The organism is Leptospira wolbachii serovar Codice str. CDC (assembly GCF_000332515.2).
GTDB classification, from domain to species: domain Bacteria; phylum Spirochaetota; class Leptospiria; order Leptospirales; family Leptospiraceae; genus Leptospira_A; species Leptospira_A wolbachii.
In genome coordinates, this window is sequence record NZ_AOGZ02000024.1 from 20,212 (window position 1) to 39,098 (window position 18,887).

Below are 18,887 nucleotides of genomic sequence, written 5' to 3' on the forward strand. Positions count from 1 at the left end.
GTAAGAACTTCCCAGTTTTTAGTAACAGCACCGAAGGTTTGTCTTCCTGTTGTTGCGAATCTAAAAAAAGAAAACTTTTTTTGGATGCCGAAGGCTTGTGTTGGGCATAAGGGGTCGTTATGAATGAATCAAAGAGAACCGGTGTTTGGGTCGCCCAGTGGATGGAAGATTTGGGCCTTACGCCGAACCAGACTAGGTTGTATGCAGAGATAGTTTCTTTGCATGCCAAGGGCGGATGTTTTGCCTCGAATGAATATTTGGGTGCGGTGTTGCGATTGAAACGAGATACAGTGTCGCGTTTGGTTTCACAATTAAAAAAGAAAGGGCTTCTGGAACAAACTGGATTTGATGGTAGGAAGCGATTTTTGAAACCGGTGGTACCGACGGTTGAGTCTGGTTTGGATTTCAGTCCAAAAAAGGAGTTAACTCCTGTAGTGCAGGTGACACCCCGAATTGGAATTACGTCCAAACCTGAGTCTTGTTCGAATCCGAAGCCTTCTCTTAAATACGAAGTACATACAAATATACAAAAGAATTTTTTAAGAAAAGATAAAGACGCGGATTGGAAAGAGTTTTTGGCGTGGAGTGAAAGGCGACTCTCTTTTTCGACAAGTTTTGCTCTTTCGCAGATCCGAGGTCCAGAGGTTTTGAGCGGCTTACAGCTTTCTTATTGGGAACATTTTAAAGCGATTCCTAAGTAGGGTTCCGTCGTAGGGTCAAAAATTCTCTGTATTGTAAAAAGCCCCTCGGATTTTTGTGGCTTCATTTAACTTGGGTTAAGTCTTGGCGGAATTGGTTTCTGCCACCTGGATATTCGATGATATAGAGGCATTGGCAGGTTTCCCAAGCGGGGCTTGCGAAAAAATAGCCATCATCTTCCGGCTGGCAGGAATCTTGTTTTGGTTTGATTTTGTGAGCTGAAATGAGTCGACCTAAATCCTTGGTCTCTACTTCGTCTAGTTGGATGGATTCTTGTTCGAGAAGGATGGAGGTCAGTTTTGGAGAAGTGGAGAGGAGATTTGTTGCATTGATGCAAGTGCTCCTTCGCATTGCTAAACTGCCAGATTCAATGGCTTGTGCACTTGCTTTTGCAGAAACGGCAGCATAAAAAACTTCCGTGCCATCCTTTGTTCTCCATTCAGACTTCCATGGCATATAACTTTGGCAGGTGATGAGAAATATGAGAAGAAAAGGAAATAGATATTTCATAATTGAATCCTAAGTTCTTTTTTAGCTTTGTCAATTGATGTTGCAATTGATTTGAATCGTCTAGGATAATTTATTGAAAATTATCCCAATTCACTCAAAGTTGGGGATAACCTATGAGCCTTTTTAAACCTTTACCCATTCTTTCTGGCGCCATGGTTCAGTCATTTATGGCTTCCTTTAAATCTAAATCAGACAAACGATATGGGCATTCCATTGCAGGTGAGTGGAAGTCGGTGAAGGCAAAAGACGGCACAACACTTCTTGCGCGTGTCCATGAAGTGCCTCATCCTAAAGGGCTCGTTGTATTGGTTCATGGATGGGAAGGTAGCATTCATTCCAGTTATATTGTTCGAACCACGAGATTTTTTTTAAAAAAAGGTTTTTCTGTTTATAGGCTGAATTTGAGAGACCATGGTGATACTCATCATCTGAACGAAGAAATATTTAACGGCAGTTTGCTTCCTGAAACTTATGAAGCCGTGCGAGAACTTGTTAAAACTTTTGGTTCTAAGGGGCCTGTTTATTTGGCGGGATTTTCATTGGGAGGGAACTTTGTCTTGCGGATGGCAGCTCGTCATTCGCTTTCAAAAGTGGCAGATCAAATTCCCGGGTTAAAACATTGTTTTGCATTTAGCCCTGCTTTGGATCCAAAAAGAGCCACTATAAAAATGGATGAACATCCTTTTCTGCGAAAGTATTTTTTGAATTCATGGAAAACATCTCTCGTAAAAAAAGCAAATTTATTTCCTCATTTGTATTCCTTTGATGATTTGGACGATTACCAATCGGTGATGCATTTAACGGAAAAAATGGTGAGAGAGTTCTCTCATTTTTCATCGGTGGATGAGTATTTTGATTCTTATACTTTGAATGATTTATTTTTTAAATCTGTTCGGATTCCAACAACCATTCTAACTTCTATGGATGATCCAGTCATTCCGTGGAAGGAATTTGCAGAGATCCCTCCCTCCTCGTATTTAGAAGTTGTGATTGAGTCGAAAGGTGGGCACTGCGGATTTATTGAGGATTTGAATCGGTCTTCTTATTATTGGAAATTGATGGAAAAAAAGATGGGTTGATTTCTTCCCAAATGGTTGTCCAATACTTTGCCCAATCTGTTTTTTTAGAAGTCCAAAATTTCGAATAGAAGGAATCGAGTAACTCTCTGTTGGATAATATTTTCAGAAGAGACTTTTTTTCTAAATGTTCGGGTCCTTGTTTTAATAGAACATCAAGATCTTCTTCGATGGATTTAGGAAGTTTAGATTGGTAAAGTTTATTCCCTTGGAGTTGTTTGTGCCTATTGTGAAATATAGGATGCACTAAGGCAAAAAATAATTCGCGACCTTCGAGATAACTATTTTTGTGTGATGTTAACTCCTCTTCTAAGCGATCAATTAAGTTTTTATTTGGTTTCCAAAAAGAAGGGTTTAGTATTTCGTTTAATGGTTTTTGCTCTTTCCCAGTGAGGATTACCAGAGGAATGGATAAAATCCAGCCGATCCAAATAGGCATTGTTAGAACAAATAACATTGGGGAGTGGGTGTAACTTATGTAAGCACATGCGAAACCGAGAATGGTAACTCCAAAAAAGGAAGAGAGTATGTAGGGGATACTGTATCCTGAGTCGGCATCGCGATTTTGTGGGCCCCAAGTGATTCGTTTGTTTAGTAGGATGGAAAAAACAAAGATACTATGGTAGATCATGTAGATGGGAGCGATGAGTATCGAAAAAGCGGTTTCCAGTAGAAAGGCTGGGAATTTTTTTAGGATTTGTAAAATAGGAAGACTTATAAAGCTAAGCACTCTGGGAAGAAATAACAACAATAAAGATAAGTATAAAAGTTTAATATAGAGTGGATCATAAATTTGCGATTTAAAGAATTCATATTCTTCGGGTAACATCGAATAATTCAAATATTTGCTGTCTTCTAGGTAGTTCCACAAACTTAAGATGATATAACACATCCAGATCGGTGAATTGAGATAGGATAAAATACCGTTAAGAATATGGATTCGGTTAATAAAGGGAATTTTTTTGCCGAATAAAAACCAAAAATGTTGCAGGTTTCCTTGGCACCATCGTTGGTCTCGTTTGAGAACATCGATAATGTTAGGTGGATTTTCTTCGTAACTTCCCTCTAACTCATAAGCACATAAAACATCAAACCCAGCTTTTCGCATCAAAGCGGCTTCGACGGTGTCGTGGCTTAAAATCTTTCCACCAAGGCCTCCGTATTCGGGAAGGTGGGGGAGTGCACAATGTTCCATAAATGGTTTCACTCGTAAGATGGCATTGTGTCCCCAGTATCCCGAAGAGTTGATTTGCCAAAAACCGGCTCCTTTTAAGAAAAAAGGACTGAAGAGATACGAAGAAAATTCTGTTAATTTTTGGAATAAGGTAGTGGTGCGAAAAATTTTGGTGCTGGATTGGATGATGCCTGCCGATGGATTTTTTTCCATATTTGCAATGAGTTGGATGATCAGTTCTCCTGAGACAAGGCTATCGGCATCGAGAATGACCATATATTTATATTTTTTCCCCCACCTTCTGCAAAAATCTGCGATGTTCCCACTCTTTCCGTTTAGGTTGCTTTTTCTCCTGCGGTAGTGGAAGGTATGGAAATTTTTTGTCGATTCACATAACTCAATATAGGCGGCTTCTTCCTTGATCCATTTTTCTGGAGTCCTTGTGTCACTCAGAATAAAAAAGTCTAGTTTTGGCAGTTTATGTTTTTTTTCTACTGATTCGAAAATAACTTTGATTCTAGAAAAAATTGAAATTTCGTTTTCTTCGTACACTGGCATCACTACGGCGACATGGATAGATTCTAGTAATGGAAAATCTAAATTGTTTTCTGGGATTTGTTTTGCCCTAAGAAGTGGGTCTCCATTTTTTTTGAAAGATAGTAAAAATCCGAAAAGGGCTGTGTTTGCTCCATAGGACAACATTGGCAAAAGAAAAATCAGAGTTATGAATTGATAGTATTCAGTGATTTCAATTCCTCGAAAAGAAATGATTTCAATAAATAAACTAAAACCCCAGATGACAGGTGTGATAAAAGTTAAAAAGAATACTGTGCGTTGGATATTGATCATAACAGCCTAAATATAATTAAGTAGTAGAGAAGGCTCCAAAGGAAAATAGAAGCAATGATAAACAGTGGTTTTAAAGAACCGATAATAGATTGTTTCTTTTGTTTAGTGTCTCGTTTCCATTCAGCAGACTGCGGAATCATGGATCCGAATTGCCAAGACCTACCAGCGATTGGTAATAGATGAGTTGGTTCTATTTTTTTGTTTTGTAAATAACTCTGCCAAAGTTTCCAATCGGATGGGAAGTTTATATCTAAATGTGTGGATTTGAAAAAATCGTTTAAAATTTCCGCGATTTTATATTCGTTATGGATCCCACTTAAAATTAAGTAGGAACGGATCCTCTCGCTAAACTCGTTCAAATATTCCATGTTATTTGGATAAGCCATCGCGATAAATCCATGTTTCAGTTATTCTTTGATTTTGGTTTTCAAGGAAAATAGACCAATCTGATTCATTTATAGATGCGGGATACCAGATTTGTAAACGCCACTGGTCTAATTCTGAAATTTTTTCAATTTTATAACGAATTTGTTCGGTAGGGATTATATTGTTTTTGATGATTGCTTTGAGAGTAGTTCTCCGATCCAAAGATTTTAGATAGTCGCCTGTAAAGTAAAGTGTGAAGACTTTTTCTTTTGGAAATAAGGGGTCGACTCCTCTGTAAAAAGCAGATGCTTTTCCGAGTGTATGTTGTTTGGGAGATTTTTCCGTATAATGGAGTGTATATTGGAATTCATAACCTTCGTTTAGATTTGGTGGGACGGCGGGTTCCCAAAAAGTAGTAACATTGTCATCGGAATCTAAATTGGTTGTGAACTCGAGTAAATACAAATTTCCTTTTCCCCAATCACCTTTTGGTTCTACCCATACACTTGGTCTTAAGTGGTATTTGAGTTTTTCATCTTGGTAACTTTTGAACTTACGATCTCTTTGGATAAGTCCATATCCTAATGGAGAATCTAATGAAATTCTTGTTAGTTGGGTTTTCTTGGGATTGATGAGTGGCCTCCACTCCCAGTCTCCCGATTTGTTTTGTGTGAGTAGACCATCTGAGTCATGAACTTCGGGATGGATGTTTCCTAAAATGGGATTGTCGGATTCTCCATATAAATACATGGAAGTGACGGGAGCAAAACCCAGGCGTTTGATTTTTTTACGTAGATAGATTTTGGTCCGTACATCAATGGTTGTGACCTCACCAGGTTTTACGATGAATTCATACGAACCAACTACGGATTCGCTATTCATGATGGCATAGATAGTAATGGCAGTGTCGGTTTTTTGTGGTCGTTTGATATAGAAACTTTCAAAGACAGGAAATTCTTCTTTGTCTTTTGGGCCAGTGTTGATAGCAAGTCCTCTTCCAGATAATCCATAGACCTGACCTTTGGAAATGGCTCTGAAATAAGAGGATCCCTGAAAGACTAAAAATTCTTCTAATGATTCCTTTTGATTGATAGGATAATGAATGCGAAAGCCAGTATAATGTAGGTTTTTGGTTAGTTCTGTGAAAGAGTCTGTGAGTGGCAAATCACCAAAATTAAAACGTGAAGCATCATAAGGGATTTCTACAGGTTTTTCATTAATCACTTCGTAAATTTGAATTCCGTTGCTATAGATATGTCCTGGATGAAAGAAGTGGAGTTGGTAGGGGAGGGCCAGATTTTTCCAAATTGCTACATCGGGTTTGTATTCGATTTGTCTATACTCATCATAGCTGATTCCATCTAGCCCAGGAATTTTGAATTCAGGAGTGGGAGAAAATTTAGACTTCAGTTTTTGTTTTGCGATTAAGTCTGCGCTATGAAAGTCGAAAACTTCAGTGGGAGTGGATATAGCCATCAAAGTGGCTATTTTGTTTAAGGTTAGATCGTTTTTTCGGATGATGATGATGACACACAATACCAAGGCAATGAGTGCAAGATATATGTTCAGTTTCTTCATAGGTGTAATGATTATTATTGAATCTATAGGGTCACGTAAATAATCTAATGTGGCGTTTTTGCCTCACTAAACATGGATTAAGCAGGATGGTTCTTTTTTTATATTGCATATTTCAAACGTTTCTATACCGTTCCCTCATCTTATGAAACTTGTTTCTGTAAAATCCTTTTCCCTGTTAGCCGTCACCTTATTTCTGCAATGTTCTGGTTCACAAAAAACTGATAAGATACTTGGTGAATCCGTGTTTACTTCCAACAAGCCGCAATCATTCAAAAAAATTGCTCCGCTTACTGCCAACTCCCTTGGTTCGAGAAAGAACCTTTTGGCGAATGGATGGGCAGTCATTCCTTCAGGGAAAAAGAGTATGGATTTGGCCTATGAAAATGGTGGAATCAGCGCACGAGTTGCCAAGGCAATGATACTTGTGCATTTAAAAAAACGTAGTGTCGACTATCCTGGTAAATTGGGCGAAACTATGACTTCCGTTCTTTCCTGGACTGGCAGTGGGATCGCAGATTCTTCGAGAAGAACAGAAGATATCTATGATGCTGGTTGGCAATTGAGCAAAGCTGAGTGGAAGGTTTCAAAAGAAAGTTTTGAAGAAGCAGGTTCCAGGTTTGTGTTAGGTTATATTTATATGGTTCCGAAAATGGATTCAGACATAAAACTTATGCGCTCCACTTTGGGCGAAATCTCTGGAGAACGTAGCAAAACTACTGATACGTTGAATGATTTATTTGTTACAACATTAAACAAGAATTCGAAAAATATAGTTTCTGCATGGGGTGATTCCTTTTCGAAAGCCTCCGATGAGTTTACAAAAAATTATGAAGAATCAGGAGATCGTGGGAATTCACTCCTTGCACTCGTTGATATATTCCAAGGATATTCCGTTGCACTCAAAGAAGTGATGGTCTCTCCCATTGTCAAAACGGGTAAAAATACGGGAGAGATATTGGTGGTAAATGGGGTTTATGTTCCCCTTTCGCAAACAATGAACTTTTCAGCGAATGCATTGATTTCGACAGGTGTTGTCTTTTATTATTCGACTAAGTCGGGTTATCGGGTCATTTCGCCAACTTTGGAAGCGGGTCTTTTTAGTTCCATTGGGATACTTTCTGCATCATCCACTATTCCAACCTATACAGGTGGAACTACACTTGCTGCCTTCAACCAAGTGACATCTGTTGCAGCCACCACTGCTGGGGGAACGATCGGGGCTGTTGGTGGAGCCACCTATGATACTGGAGCATACGCCACGGGGATGGTATATGATTTGTCGAAAGGAAGCGCAGAGGCTGGATTTTATGCGATGAGTTCTGGTATGATTTTAGGATACACTGCCCTCACAGTTCTTCCTTCACAATTAGTGTTAGCAGCAGTGGATGGACCAATATTCATTACTTATGATGGCCCCCGTGTAGTGATTGCCGTTGTGAAAGGTAACTACGCAGGATTTGACGATGCACCGACAGGAACAGTCATCAATTTAGAAGAAGCAAAAAAAGCAGGAAAAGTAAAGATCCTTACTGACGATCCAAAAATAATAAAAAAAGTATTGGATGCAGAAATAGCAGAACAATCGAAACGTGCAAATGCAATAAAGGCCTCTGAAAAAAAATGAAATCAAACATGTATCAAATAATTTTAGTTTCTATTTTACTTTCTGTATTCTTCCAAAATTGTTCGGGCTCTGATAAAAAAACAGAAGATCCACTCAAGAATACCAAAAAATTAGCAATCGAAGGTCACTCGTCTCTTTATTACCAAGGAGCCCTTCCGGTAAAAGGGACAAGCATCAAATTTGTCCCTCCCTTTCATGAATCTACCGTATTTGTGATGGGTCAAAGAATCGGGTTTGCTAGCGACGAATTTTCCCGTTCTGTTTTAAAGGCAAGAGAGTCGGTTGTCATTGTCAAAGATGGAACCAAAATGAGTTGGTCTGCTGCAGGAAAGGTAAGCGAAAAGGGTGATGCCGCTGTTCAATATCTCAATGAAAACGCCACCAAACCAGGGTTATTTATTATGTACGCCTCGGTAGCAGAATCTTACGGGATGGTTGGATCTTCCTTGGAACGAGGGATGGACACTCATAAAGCGGTTGTCACAAACTCAGAAGCCATTCGAAAAGATTGGAATGAATGGGCGGATATGCAACTAAACCATAAAGAAGCAGTGGACCGTTCGCCCTCGGCGAAAAAAAGATTCAATGAGTATAAGGAAGAATTCCAAAAGGTATATGAGTCAACCGTCTATGGATATGTTGATTTAGACGAGGTACTTAAATCTACTTATAATGATACTTATGATGATTTGAAGTCTGGGAGTTGGAAACGAAGATTTTCGGAGATTGAAGATCTTCGTTCTTCTGTTTCTGAGAAAATATTTGGGAGTTGGAAAGAAACCATCTTTACTTTTGGACAAGATACTTCGCAAGAGTTGGGTCGGGCCAAAGCTGATTTGGAATCCATTGCTGATGGGGAGGGAGTTCCCTTGGCTTTACTCAAAGCATTTTCAAGAACCACCAAGGCATTGTTTTACGATAGTATAATCAAACCTATTGGGAAAATGACATTATTGTCTGTTGGGTATATTACTTGGAATGGAATCATTTATCCTGCTGCTGTTGTTACTAATTCTGCGGGTACAGGTCTTTATTGTTTAGTGGAAACTTTTGCATTAGCAGGAAAGGGAGTGGTATACATTACGGCTCCAAGTATAGAACTTGCGTTAGGTGCATTATTGAATAGTACGGAAGTTGTATTAAACGAATCTGTTCAGTCTATGGAAAAAGGTGCGAAGGTAACTTCTGCTGTTGCTAGAAAAACAACTGCTTATTCCGTAAAAACTGCTGCTGTTGTTACTGAATCTTCCGGTAAATATATTTTGGCTCCGATGAGCCTTGTGGGTGTTACTACTGGACAAACGGTTCTCGGTGGAGGCCTTGCTGTATCTGGAACGGTGACTGGAGCAACGTTTGCAGGAGCTTCGGCAACAGCACAAACAGTCACATATACTTCCTCGAAAGTAGTTGCGGGAACTGTCGGAGTAGTGGGGACGGCTGCCTCCTTTGGGACAGGAACTACCTACGGCGTGTATCAATTAACAAAAGCAGTTGGTGTCCCTTCAGGCGTAATGATTGGATCAGGGATTGTACTCAGTTATGAATTTGTATCCCATATATCAGCGCATTCGGTACTTGCAGTCGCCGATTGTACATACTTAGTGTTATCCCTTGAAGGGGGTAAGTGGGTCGTTTATGGTGTAAAAGATGGTTCGAAAAGAGCATCTCGTCTCTTGACGGGAGCTGTAGTTGATATGGACCAGATCCGTAAAGAAGGAGGAACTGTAGTAAAAGTTCCTTTAGAAGAGGGAGAAGTTGAAAAAATACTAGGTAAAAAAAAGAAAAAATGAAATCCTTGGTGAATGGAGAAAGAAGGAAAAAAAATTCTCATCATAGAAGATTCTGAATTACAAAGAAAACTTCTCAACCGATGGATTTCGAATCATGGATACGTTCCCATTGAAGCAGTGTCTCTTTCTGATGCCAGGGCGATCATTATCAAAGACCAAATTGATGTGGTCCTCCTCGATTGGGAATTACCTGATGGATCTGGGATTGAACTTATCTCAGAAATATTCTCTTCCTCTCCAGTGGGTTGGCTTCCTATCATTATGGTTACTGGCCATACGGAACCTGAGAATCTTAAACTAGCAATTGAGGCAGGTGCTACTGATTATATTACTAAACCTGCCAAAGAGATTGAACTTTTAGCTAGAATCTTCAGCGCTTTAAGAATGAAATCTTTACATGATCAGTTGCGAGAAACTGCGATCCGTGACGTAATGACTGGGCTATATAACCGTCGTTATATGGAAGAGAGGATTGATCAAGAGTTCCAAAGGTGTAAAAGACACAAACACAATCTTTCTTTAGCGATGATCGATATTGATTTTTTTAAAAAAGTCAATGATACCTATGGTCATGAAACGGGAGACATTGTGTTAAAACGAATTGCTTCAGAATTAAAATCATCTCTCCGGAAGTCAGATATCATTTCTCGATTTGGTGGTGAAGAATTTGTGATTGTTTTTCCAGAAACGGCGGTTGTCGACGCTGCAAGAGTATTGGATAAAATTCGCGAGATGGTTTCTGATATTGAATTACAATCGGAGACTGGACAAAAATTTAAAATTTCCTTTAGTGGCGGGGTGGCAGGCGGAGACATCACACCTATAGAAAATCCAATGGAACTACTCAGGACTGCCGATAAACTTTTGTATGAAGCAAAGTCTTCTGGTCGAAATCGGATCGTAAGTTAAATTATCAAATTGGATATCAATCACTCGTTCTACCAGCTAACACCCGATACCATACTAAACGCTCTAGAATCATTAGGTTATGAACCTACGGGACGGTTCTATCCTTTAAATAGTGTTGAAAATCGTGTGTACGATATTGAAACATCAAATGCGGGAAGAATCGTTGTAAAGTTTTATAGACCAGGAAAGTGGTCCTACGATGAAATTTTGGAAGAACATACTTTTTTACAAGAGCTCGCTTTGGAAGAAATTCCCGTTCTAACTCCGATTGCCATTGAGGAGAAAACTCTATTTGAATGGTCTGGAATTTATTTTGCAATTTGGCCACTTCGGAATGGTCGGATTGTGGAAGAAATCGCCGGCGGAGATTTGGAAAGAGTAGGTGCACTTCTCGGAAGGATTCATGCCGTTGGAAAACGATCAAGTTCAATCCATCGTCCTACTTTAGATATTCCTACATACGGCTTGGAATCATTAAACTTTATACTAAACAAAAATCTGATACCAAACAATGCTTTGGCGGAAAGGTATAAGGCAACGGCGTTAAGATCTTTTGAAATTTTTGAGTCTTTAGTGAAAGAATACCAAATTCCATTCCAACGAATTCATGGTGATTGCCACAAAGGAAATTTGCTCGTTTCGCCAGAAGGGTATAGTATTTTAGATTTTGATGATTTTTTAACAGGGCCCATTGTTCAAGATTTTTGGATGTTACTCCCGTTAGGTGAATCAGACCGAAAAAATGATTTGTTCCAGTTCCTGCAAGGTTATACAATGTTTGCTGAGTTTGATGAAAACTGGCTGCAATTGGTAGAACCTCTTCGTATTGTCAGATACATTCATTATGCTGCATGGATTGCGAAGCGATGGGAAGATCCTTCTTTTCCATCATTGTTTCCTCATTTCGGTACAGAAGAGTATTGGCTGAAAGAAACCTTAGATTTGGAGTCTGCAAAAAAAGACTTGGAAGAACAGTCAATTGACGGAATCACAAACCCGGCAGATACAGAGCCTGAAATGACAAATAAAGATTTTTTTTGGGATTGGGAAAACTAATGTAACTAACCAAGCAGATGCGATAAAGCAACTGCGAGTGCGTGTGATACATTTAAGGAGTCAATTTGGTTTTTCATCGGTATGTAAATTAATTGGTCCGATAAACTGAGAACCTCCGACTCTATCCCTTCCGCTTCATTACCAACGACCAGTACAAATTTGTTTTGTTTACCCACTTCATAAACAGACTTTGTTTTAGATGTTAAATCCGTTCCTTCTCTCGGTAGACTAAGAGATAAAATTAGATTTCCTGATGCTTTCAAAGAGATTATTGTTTCTCTTGGGTCGGGAATGCGAACCAATCGGATTTGGAATAGTGACCCCATGGAAACTCTGACACTTCGACGCAAATAAGGTGAGGCTGATTTCGAATCAAAAAGAACAGATTGGATTCCAAATGCTGCTGCTGTACGTAGAATAGATCCAATGTTTTCGCTATCAACGATGGAGTTTACTAATAGTATGGGAGATTCAATTTCTGATAAGGAATTCCATCTTTGATAACCTACTGCCATAAATCCTTGGTGGACAGAAAATCCTATGGTTTTTTCAAATAGTGATTTATCGGCAACAAAACACTGGTTAGTGTCTGACAATTTGGATTGGATGAGGTCTTTATGTTTTTCCCAATACTTTGGTGTGCAGAACACCGACTCTACCCGGAGAGTGGAATTGAGAAGGCGGATTGCTGTTTTTTCATGGTCTGCAATAAACCGATCGGAAGGATCCTCCTTTGCTTTGAGGAGTTGGTAGGCGGCAAGCCTAGGGTCTTGTGGAGAGTCAATGGTCAGCATTATGTCTCATTACTCCTAGAAAGCCCCCGCCCTGAATAGGGTGGTGGAGGTGGGCTTGTGGGTTTGTCCTAAAACCTCTAACACAGTTCCCTCTTTCCTTCAACTAAAGAATACATTTTCGGCAATATTCTTTCAGAAAGTTCATGTTATATCAGATGGTACTTCGATTGAACAAAGCCATTTGCATAAGTCAGAGTTTGGATGTGTTTTAGTTTCTGCTCTTGATCCAAATAACCAAACAGGGGCAATCCTGAACCTAGTAAAACAGGGATTCTTGTGATGGTAATTTCATCTAATATCTGTTCAGTGATAAAGGATTGAATCAATTGCCCTCCATCTACATAGGCGGATTTAACTTGTTTTTTTTCTAAAATTGAAGTCAACTCTTCGAGTTTTCCATTGAATATAGAAACTGGGTGGTGAGATTCAAACTTGTAACCAGGATTCCGAGTTAATACATAAACCGGAACAGTTGCAAATGGATATGGCTCAAAGTGCAATACTGTCTCAAAAGTAATTCTACCCATAACAATACAATCGATACTCTGCATAAAAGAAGAATATCCTAAATCATTGTCTTCTAACGTATATTCATTGGATGTTAACCAGTCGAGTGAACCATCGGATCTTGCTATAAATCCGTCTAAACTGCTTGCAATAAATGCTTTATAATTTACCATATTCAATATTAATTCTACGTCGTAGAGCTTTTGTTTCTACACCGTAGAATTAATCAAATTAAAATGAAACAAAAAATTATACAAGCTGCTTTAAAAATTTGCGAAAAAGAGGGATATGAATCCTTTAGTATGCGAAAATTGGCTACAAAATTGGAATTGGACCCAATGGCAATCTACCATTATTTTGATAATAAGGAAGAACTTACGAAGGCAATGGTAGAACAGATATTCAATCGGTTCCAAGAAGAGGCTCTATTTTTTGAAAAAAATTCTAATAGCAGTATTAAGAAAATTCTTATAACTTATTGGAATCTATTTATTGATTACCCAGGAATGTCTTTATACTTAATCAAAAATTCTCATGAAGATTTCCCTTCTGTTTTATCACTCAATCAAAAGCTGAAACAGTTGCTCCAAAAATCCTACCCAGTGGCGGAGACAGAGAAAATTTTAAACATTCTGATCGATTTTATTCATGGTAATGCCCTAGCCTTCACCTCGTTTTCCAAAGGGAAAATAAAAGAAGTAACATTACTAGCGAATCGGAAGGAATTTGAAACTGCTTTGGTATATCTGCTAAATCAATTCTCAAAAATCTAACAGATCGGCTTCAAAGTATAGCTATCATATTATAAAGCAATGTTTGGGGTCATTGTAAGTTTCGGACCAACACCACCTAATTCTGGTTTTGAGGTTCTTTCCTTCTTATTTTAGTGAATTTCCTTAACAAATTAACATTTGTAGTTGATAAAATTACATAGGAAAAAACTATTTATTTGAAATCTCGGATTTTCCCCAACCAAAATGAATATTGATCCCCGCACAGTCGTTTTTATTAACATAATTGGATGTTTGTTAATGTCGGGTGGACTTTGGTTTGCCGCTAGGGGGTATTTCCAAAAGCTTCGGTTTGTAAAGGATTGGTCCGTTGCTACTTTGTTACAAGCCTTGGGATGGGTTGTCATGGGTGCTCTAAGAGGTGTAATACCCGATTGGGTCTCCATTAGTGCGGGGAACTCCCTTATTCTTTTATCATTAGTATATTCGAATAATATAATACTTTTAATGTTCAATCGGAGACAAATGTGGAAGTCCGGTATCTTTTCTGTGGCTCTAGTTTTTATATTATTAGTTTTTCATCATTTTTCGGACATTCCACCTAAGTATAGAATTTCTTTGATCTCATTTGCTGCCAGTTTACAACTATTAATTTCAGGCAAAACAATTTTAGGTGCAAACCAAAAGGCTCGCTTGTCAAGTTGGTTTACGGCAGTTTTCTACCTGGCTTGTGGTATTTTTTTATTCCTTCGTTTTTTGTATTATACGTTCGCTGATGTTTCCGTTTCGCAAATTGCATTCGGGAAGGGACCCATTCAAGATATAACTTATCTGTTTTTTTATGTAACTTCGGTAATGATGACATTTGGTTTCCTGATGATGTGTATTGATATATTCATCAAAAGCCAAGAAGAGAGTGAACAAAAATATAAATTACTTGCAGAAAATACTACAGATGTTATATGGGTTTTAAACTTCGATGAAAAAAAATATCTCTATGTTAGTCCATCGGTTGTTAACATCACTGGATACACATCGGAAGAAGCTATCAAACATTCGTTAGAAGACACTCTTACTCCAACCTCAACAAAAAAAATATTAGATACATTACAAATACGGATCCAAGAATTCAAAGAAACCGGTGAAAGAAAACCATTTAGTGATGAAGTCGAGCAGTATTGTAAGGATGGATCTACAATTTGGATTGAAGCAAACACTGTATTCCAATGGAACCCGAATGGTTCTATCAATATATTGGGAGTATCAAGGAACATTGATAAAAGGAAAAGAGCAGAAGTCGAAAAAGATAAGTTTTATTCCGAATTGCAACTGTTAAATCATACAAAGGACAGATTTTTCTCTATCATCGCACATGATTTGAAGGGTCCAATTGGCGGGATGAATACTTTTGCAGGGATGATTTTAGAGGATTTGGATACGAGACCATTAAAACGTACAAAGAATGATTTGAGCATTCTTTTTCAGTCTTCTGGTGAAATATATGTTTTACTAGAAAATCTTTTAACTTGGGCACGGTCTCAAACAGGCGAGATTGCTTTTTTCCCAGAAGAAATATCATTGTTTCGTTCCATCGAATCCGCTATTGCTTCAGTTTCGTTTTCGATTCAAAATAAATCAATTGTGGTAAAGAATTCTGTAGATCCTAATTCTATGGTCTATGCAGACGAGAAAATGATAGAGACCATCCTTAGAAATTTAATATCGAATGCTGTGAAGTATTCTCATCCAGGCGGGGACATCCAAATTTCTTCTGAATCTATAGGGGATGATTTTGAAATTTGTATCTCAGACTTTGGAACTGGCATTACAGCAGAAATTCAGAATAAGCTGTTCCGTATCGACGCAAAACAAACTAGCATGCCAGGTACCATTGGAGAAAGAGGTACTGCTTTGGGTTTGATCTTATGTAAAGAATTTGTGGAAAAACATGGAGGCTCTATCCGAGTTGAAAGTGAAGTAGGTAAGGGATCTAAATTTTATTTCACCTTACCTAAAGAATCGAGCGTACTTATTCGGGTATAACTTTCGTTCCATTTACAACTGTATCACCAGGATATAGTATAACAGATTCTCCCACAGAAAGGCCACTTTTAATCATACTTACACCTTCACTTTGATGTTCTACTTCAACAAAACGTAATTTTGCTCTTTTCTTTTCAATGGTAAATACAGCCCATTTTTCATCCTCACGGAATAAAGCAGATGTAGGTATAACAATCGCACTTGGTTTTTCAAATAAAATGATTTTACATTCTAATTCGTAACCATCACCAATTCCAGGTGGCGGATCGAACTCAATGAAAATAGGAACACGTTGTTCTTCTACACCTAAGGATGAAATTTTTGTAACCGCTGAAGGTTCGATAATAGAAACAGATCCTTCCAAAACGTTCTCACCGAATCCTGTCAAAAGCACTTTGTCTTTGAGATCGAGGTCAGGCATATCTTCTGATAAAATAAATGCGGATACATCAATTTTTGAAATATCTCCATAGTCCAAAATTCGTTCACCCATGGCCACTGGCCCTGCACTTTCACGGTATACTTTAAGAATTTGGCCATTGGCACTTGCCTTAACTATTTTAAGCATATCCCAGTCGACTGAGAGTAGAGTCATACCTTTCGAAACTTTGTCCCCGGCATGCAACTCCACTCGGCGCATAACACCATTTACAGGAGAATATGCTGTATAGAGTTCTTTGATTTTTGTTTTTCCTTGAACAGATAGGATCTGTCTGTAAACACCTTGGGTGACGACGGATACTTCTACTGGTTTTGGATCCTTTTTTAAAATTAAAAAAGTAAAACCTAAAAACAAAATTACACCAACTGCAATTTTTGCATTTTTTGTTCTCATCAATTCTAAGATACTTTCTTTTGTCATATCATTCTCTCACCTTGAGTACACTTAATAAGTCCATGGTTTTTAATTTTCTATATACAATTATAAAACTGATTCCAGCGGTGGTGAGTGCTAGAAGTATTGAATAGTAATAAGTGGAAGGAAATATGACAACAGGAATTTTAAATCCTTCCGTTTCGTTACTATTTAAAATTAGATTTGCTAACTTGTTCCCGAAAAAACACCCGATGGGGATAGCTACAAATATCTGCCACGTCAACTCCCAGGCTATAATTTCGAATACTTCTTTTAAACTGAATCCTAAGATACGCAAACTTCCTAATTCGTAAATACGTTCGGATAAAGTAATCATCGCTGTATTATATATAACCCCGATAGAAATGATAATTGTAAATATCAAAATTACAATAGAGGTTGATTGAAGAGATCTTTGCATCACTGCTTTAAAAGCTGTAAGGATTGCTGACTTTGAAAATAGGCCAATTACAAGCGGATTGTCCTTAAATTCTTCGATTAAATTTTTATCTTCTAATGGATCAGTTTTCAAGAGAGCGAGATTGATTAAACTGCCCTCATCTAACATTCGATTGAGATTGTTTCTATTGATAAAAACACCTTGACCTAAAATTTCATTGGCAAATGCGGAAACGGTAACAGTAATTTTTCTTTTTTCCCCATCAAGCGTTTCAATGACAATGGTCTCTCCTTTCCGAATCCCCATTTTATTTGCAAGATCGGTATTCATCATGATTCCATAAACCGGGATATCAATCGGCTGTAAATTATGGTTTAGAATTCTTCGTAAGTCGGAACCTTCCGATATTCCTGTTAAAACGGTATCTTTTGATTTCCTGTTCTTAGTTATTTTAATGGGGATAGAACGTTGTCCTTCTGCCAAAAAAACTCCTTTTCTCTCTTTAAGTTCAAACAATATGGAATCTTCTACTGGAATTCTGAATACCAATGTAAGTGTTTCCTTTTGGATCGTATTGAATTGTAAATCTAACAAGGTTCCAACTGTATCCTGTATAAAGTTTCCAATGATCATAATCATAATGGATGTAGACAAACCCAAGATGGTGAGTATGGTTCTTGTGGGACGTTTGAAAAGATTTCTCAAAACCATTCTTTGTATAGTTCTAAGGTTTGTGATCCAAGCTTCCCAAAAAGAAATTGTATATGTTCCGGGTGGAGCAGGGCGCATAGCTTGTGCCGGATCTAACTGAATGATGCTTCGCAAAGAAATGATAGTTCCAAGTCCGCCGATTAAAATTCCAAAGCTTACACTAAATAAAGCAAGTAGAGGTGGAAAGATAGGAATCAGTTGTGGGAATTTATAAAATCGCCCGTACAAACCCGTCATTCCATTGCCTAAAAAATATCCAACAGTTACGCCAAGTATGCTGCTTATGGCAGTGATAAAAGTAATTAGCTTTAAATAATGAACAACTACATCTCTAGAAGTATAACCAAGCGCTCGTAAGGTTGCAATTTGTTCTCGTTCCTTCGAAATGAGTCGATTGGAGATAATGTGCAAAAGGAAAGCGGCGATTGCCAAAAAAATTCCAGGTAAAAAAACAGCCGTAGTTCTGAGTTGTCTAAATTCATCACTCAAAAAAGAATCAGAAGGCAATAGTTTTCTTTCTTTTGCACCTAAACCTCCAAACTCATCAAGTAATGCATCCAGATCACGCATTGTACGTAATCTATCTTCCCCTTCCGAAGCGAAATGAAAAATGACTTGGTTGAATGCACCTTCAAAGTTGAAGTTTGCTTCCATCGCCTCTCGTTTCATCCAAATGATGCCATAATGTTTATCATCTGGCATTGGATTCCCAGGTCGGAAAACATATACAAATTCAGGGGATAGTCCAATGCCTGTTACATGAAGAAACACACGTTTCCCACCTATAATGGATGATAGAACAGATCCAGGTTCTAGATGATTGGCGTTGGCGAAATTTTCACTGATGATTACGTCCTGGTTTTGTTTTGGTAAAAAACCTTTTTTTAAATACAGAGTGTTCGTATGTTCTGGTAAAGATATCAACTGAGCAGCAGACGGATATACTTCGCCAGGAAAATCTAAAACAATTTCTTTAGAGATCCTTGTTTCAAAATCGGATATACCGGGGAGGGCAGCTATTTTTGATTCGAGAAAAGAAGGTGCACGGTTTAAATAAACAAATCCTTCGCATAGGTTTTGTTTGCTGTAAAAATTTGATTGTGCATCCATTAAGGAAAAGTAGGCAGCCCAAGAGGCAGAAAAATAACTGATCCCCGCTGCAATCACAAGCCCCACGGTCAATCCCTGCATGGTCATAGACTTTAAGTCTCTGA

Annotated in this window: 16 protein-coding genes; 8 read left to right on the forward strand and 8 right to left on the reverse strand. The window is 38.2% G+C overall.

Going from position 1 to position 18,887, the window contains the following annotated elements:
- Positions 1-119: 119 nt before the first annotated feature.
- Entirely contained in the window at positions 120-701 is a 582-nt protein-coding gene (locus LEP1GSC195_RS19165) for a helix-turn-helix domain-containing protein (RefSeq protein ID WP_040507281.1), read from the forward strand.
- A 61-nt stretch (positions 702-762) separates the two neighbouring features.
- On the opposite strand, the gene LEP1GSC195_RS19170 is transcribed toward LEP1GSC195_RS19165, so the two are convergent.
- A complete protein-coding gene (locus LEP1GSC195_RS19170; protein WP_015683140.1) occupies positions 763-1,209 on the reverse strand; it encodes a hypothetical protein in 447 nt (148 codons plus the stop codon).
- A 113-nt stretch (positions 1,210-1,322) separates the two neighbouring features.
- On the opposite strand from LEP1GSC195_RS19170, the gene LEP1GSC195_RS19175 reads away from it, so the two are divergent.
- A complete protein-coding gene (locus LEP1GSC195_RS19175; protein ID WP_040507282.1) occupies positions 1,323-2,288 on the forward strand; it encodes a YheT family hydrolase in 966 nt (321 codons plus the stop codon).
- Here the strand turns inward: LEP1GSC195_RS19175 and mdoH are convergent.
- Genes mdoH through LEP1GSC195_RS19190 form a run of 3 tightly spaced genes read right to left on the reverse strand, consistent with a single transcriptional unit; the run spans position 2,227 to position 6,252 of the window.
- Positions 2,227-4,308, reverse strand: coding sequence for a glucans biosynthesis glucosyltransferase MdoH (gene mdoH, locus LEP1GSC195_RS19180; protein ID WP_015683130.1), 2,082 nt, complete (start codon positions 4,306-4,308; stop codon positions 2,227-2,229). The two genes, LEP1GSC195_RS19175 and mdoH, sit on opposite strands and share 62 nt — an antisense overlap.
- Positions 4,305-4,694: a hypothetical protein gene (locus LEP1GSC195_RS19185; RefSeq protein WP_015683171.1), complete on the reverse strand. Its 390-nt coding sequence runs from the start codon at positions 4,692-4,694 to the stop codon at positions 4,305-4,307. Before LEP1GSC195_RS19185 ends, mdoH begins: the two co-directional genes overlap by 4 nt.
- Positions 4,678-6,252 (reverse strand): glucan biosynthesis protein, encoded by a 1,575-nt coding sequence (locus LEP1GSC195_RS19190; RefSeq protein ID WP_015683158.1) that lies wholly within the window; start codon positions 6,250-6,252, stop codon positions 4,678-4,680. Before LEP1GSC195_RS19190 ends, LEP1GSC195_RS19185 begins: the two co-directional genes overlap by 17 nt.
- Positions 6,253-6,394: 142 nt before the next feature.
- Between LEP1GSC195_RS19190 and LEP1GSC195_RS19195 the strand changes: the two genes are divergently transcribed.
- From LEP1GSC195_RS19195 to LEP1GSC195_RS19210, 4 genes are read left to right on the forward strand one after another with little or no spacing between them, the layout of a single operon-like run.
- Positions 6,395-7,876: a hypothetical protein gene (locus LEP1GSC195_RS19195; RefSeq protein WP_015683150.1), complete on the forward strand. Its 1,482-nt coding sequence runs from the start codon at positions 6,395-6,397 to the stop codon at positions 7,874-7,876.
- Entirely contained in the window at positions 7,873-9,666 is a 1,794-nt protein-coding gene (locus LEP1GSC195_RS19200; protein WP_040507283.1) for a hypothetical protein, read from the forward strand. The genes LEP1GSC195_RS19195 and LEP1GSC195_RS19200 overlap by 4 nt, the downstream gene beginning before the upstream one ends.
- 12 nt (positions 9,667-9,678) lie before the next feature.
- Complete coding sequence (gene dgcR, locus LEP1GSC195_RS19205) at positions 9,679-10,575, forward strand: diguanylate cyclase DgcR (protein ID WP_015683139.1); 897 nt, start codon at positions 9,679-9,681, stop codon at positions 10,573-10,575.
- Between the two features lie 9 nt (positions 10,576-10,584).
- Entirely contained in the window at positions 10,585-11,631 is a 1,047-nt protein-coding gene (locus LEP1GSC195_RS19210; RefSeq protein WP_040507284.1) for a serine/threonine protein kinase, read from the forward strand.
- Between the two features lie 5 nt (positions 11,632-11,636).
- Here the strand turns inward: LEP1GSC195_RS19210 and LEP1GSC195_RS19215 are convergent, their stop codons facing one another.
- Both LEP1GSC195_RS19215 and LEP1GSC195_RS19220 read right to left on the reverse strand, forming a co-directional pair.
- Complete coding sequence (locus LEP1GSC195_RS19215; RefSeq protein WP_015683165.1) at positions 11,637-12,425, reverse strand: TrmH family RNA methyltransferase; 789 nt, start codon at positions 12,423-12,425, stop codon at positions 11,637-11,639.
- A gap of 146 nt (positions 12,426-12,571) precedes the next feature.
- On the reverse strand, positions 12,572-13,105 hold the full coding sequence (locus LEP1GSC195_RS19220) for a dihydrofolate reductase family protein (protein ID WP_015683134.1): 534 nt from the start codon (positions 13,103-13,105) through the stop codon (positions 12,572-12,574).
- 63 nt (positions 13,106-13,168) lie between these two features.
- Here LEP1GSC195_RS19220 and LEP1GSC195_RS19225 point away from each other — a divergent pair, with 63 nt between their 5' ends.
- Complete coding sequence (locus LEP1GSC195_RS19225; protein WP_015683162.1) at positions 13,169-13,705, forward strand: TetR/AcrR family transcriptional regulator; 537 nt, start codon at positions 13,169-13,171, stop codon at positions 13,703-13,705.
- Between the two features lie 258 nt (positions 13,706-13,963).
- Positions 13,964-15,706 (forward strand): PAS domain-containing sensor histidine kinase, encoded by a 1,743-nt coding sequence (locus tag LEP1GSC195_RS19230; protein ID WP_015683154.1) that lies wholly within the window; start codon positions 13,964-13,966, stop codon positions 15,704-15,706.
- Here the strand turns inward: LEP1GSC195_RS19230 and LEP1GSC195_RS19235 are convergent.
- Positions 15,693-16,568 carry an efflux RND transporter periplasmic adaptor subunit gene (locus tag LEP1GSC195_RS19235; protein WP_015683166.1) on the reverse strand — a complete coding sequence of 292 codons (876 nt, stop codon included), beginning with the start codon at positions 16,566-16,568 and terminating at the stop codon, positions 15,693-15,695. The two genes, LEP1GSC195_RS19230 and LEP1GSC195_RS19235, sit on opposite strands and share 14 nt — an antisense overlap.
- A gap of 1 nt (position 16,569) precedes the next feature.
- Positions 16,570-18,870, reverse strand: a complete 2,301-nt coding sequence (locus tag LEP1GSC195_RS19240; RefSeq protein ID WP_198012821.1) for an ABC transporter permease — start codon at positions 18,868-18,870, stop codon at positions 16,570-16,572.
- Between the last annotated feature and the right edge of the window lie 17 nt (positions 18,871-18,887).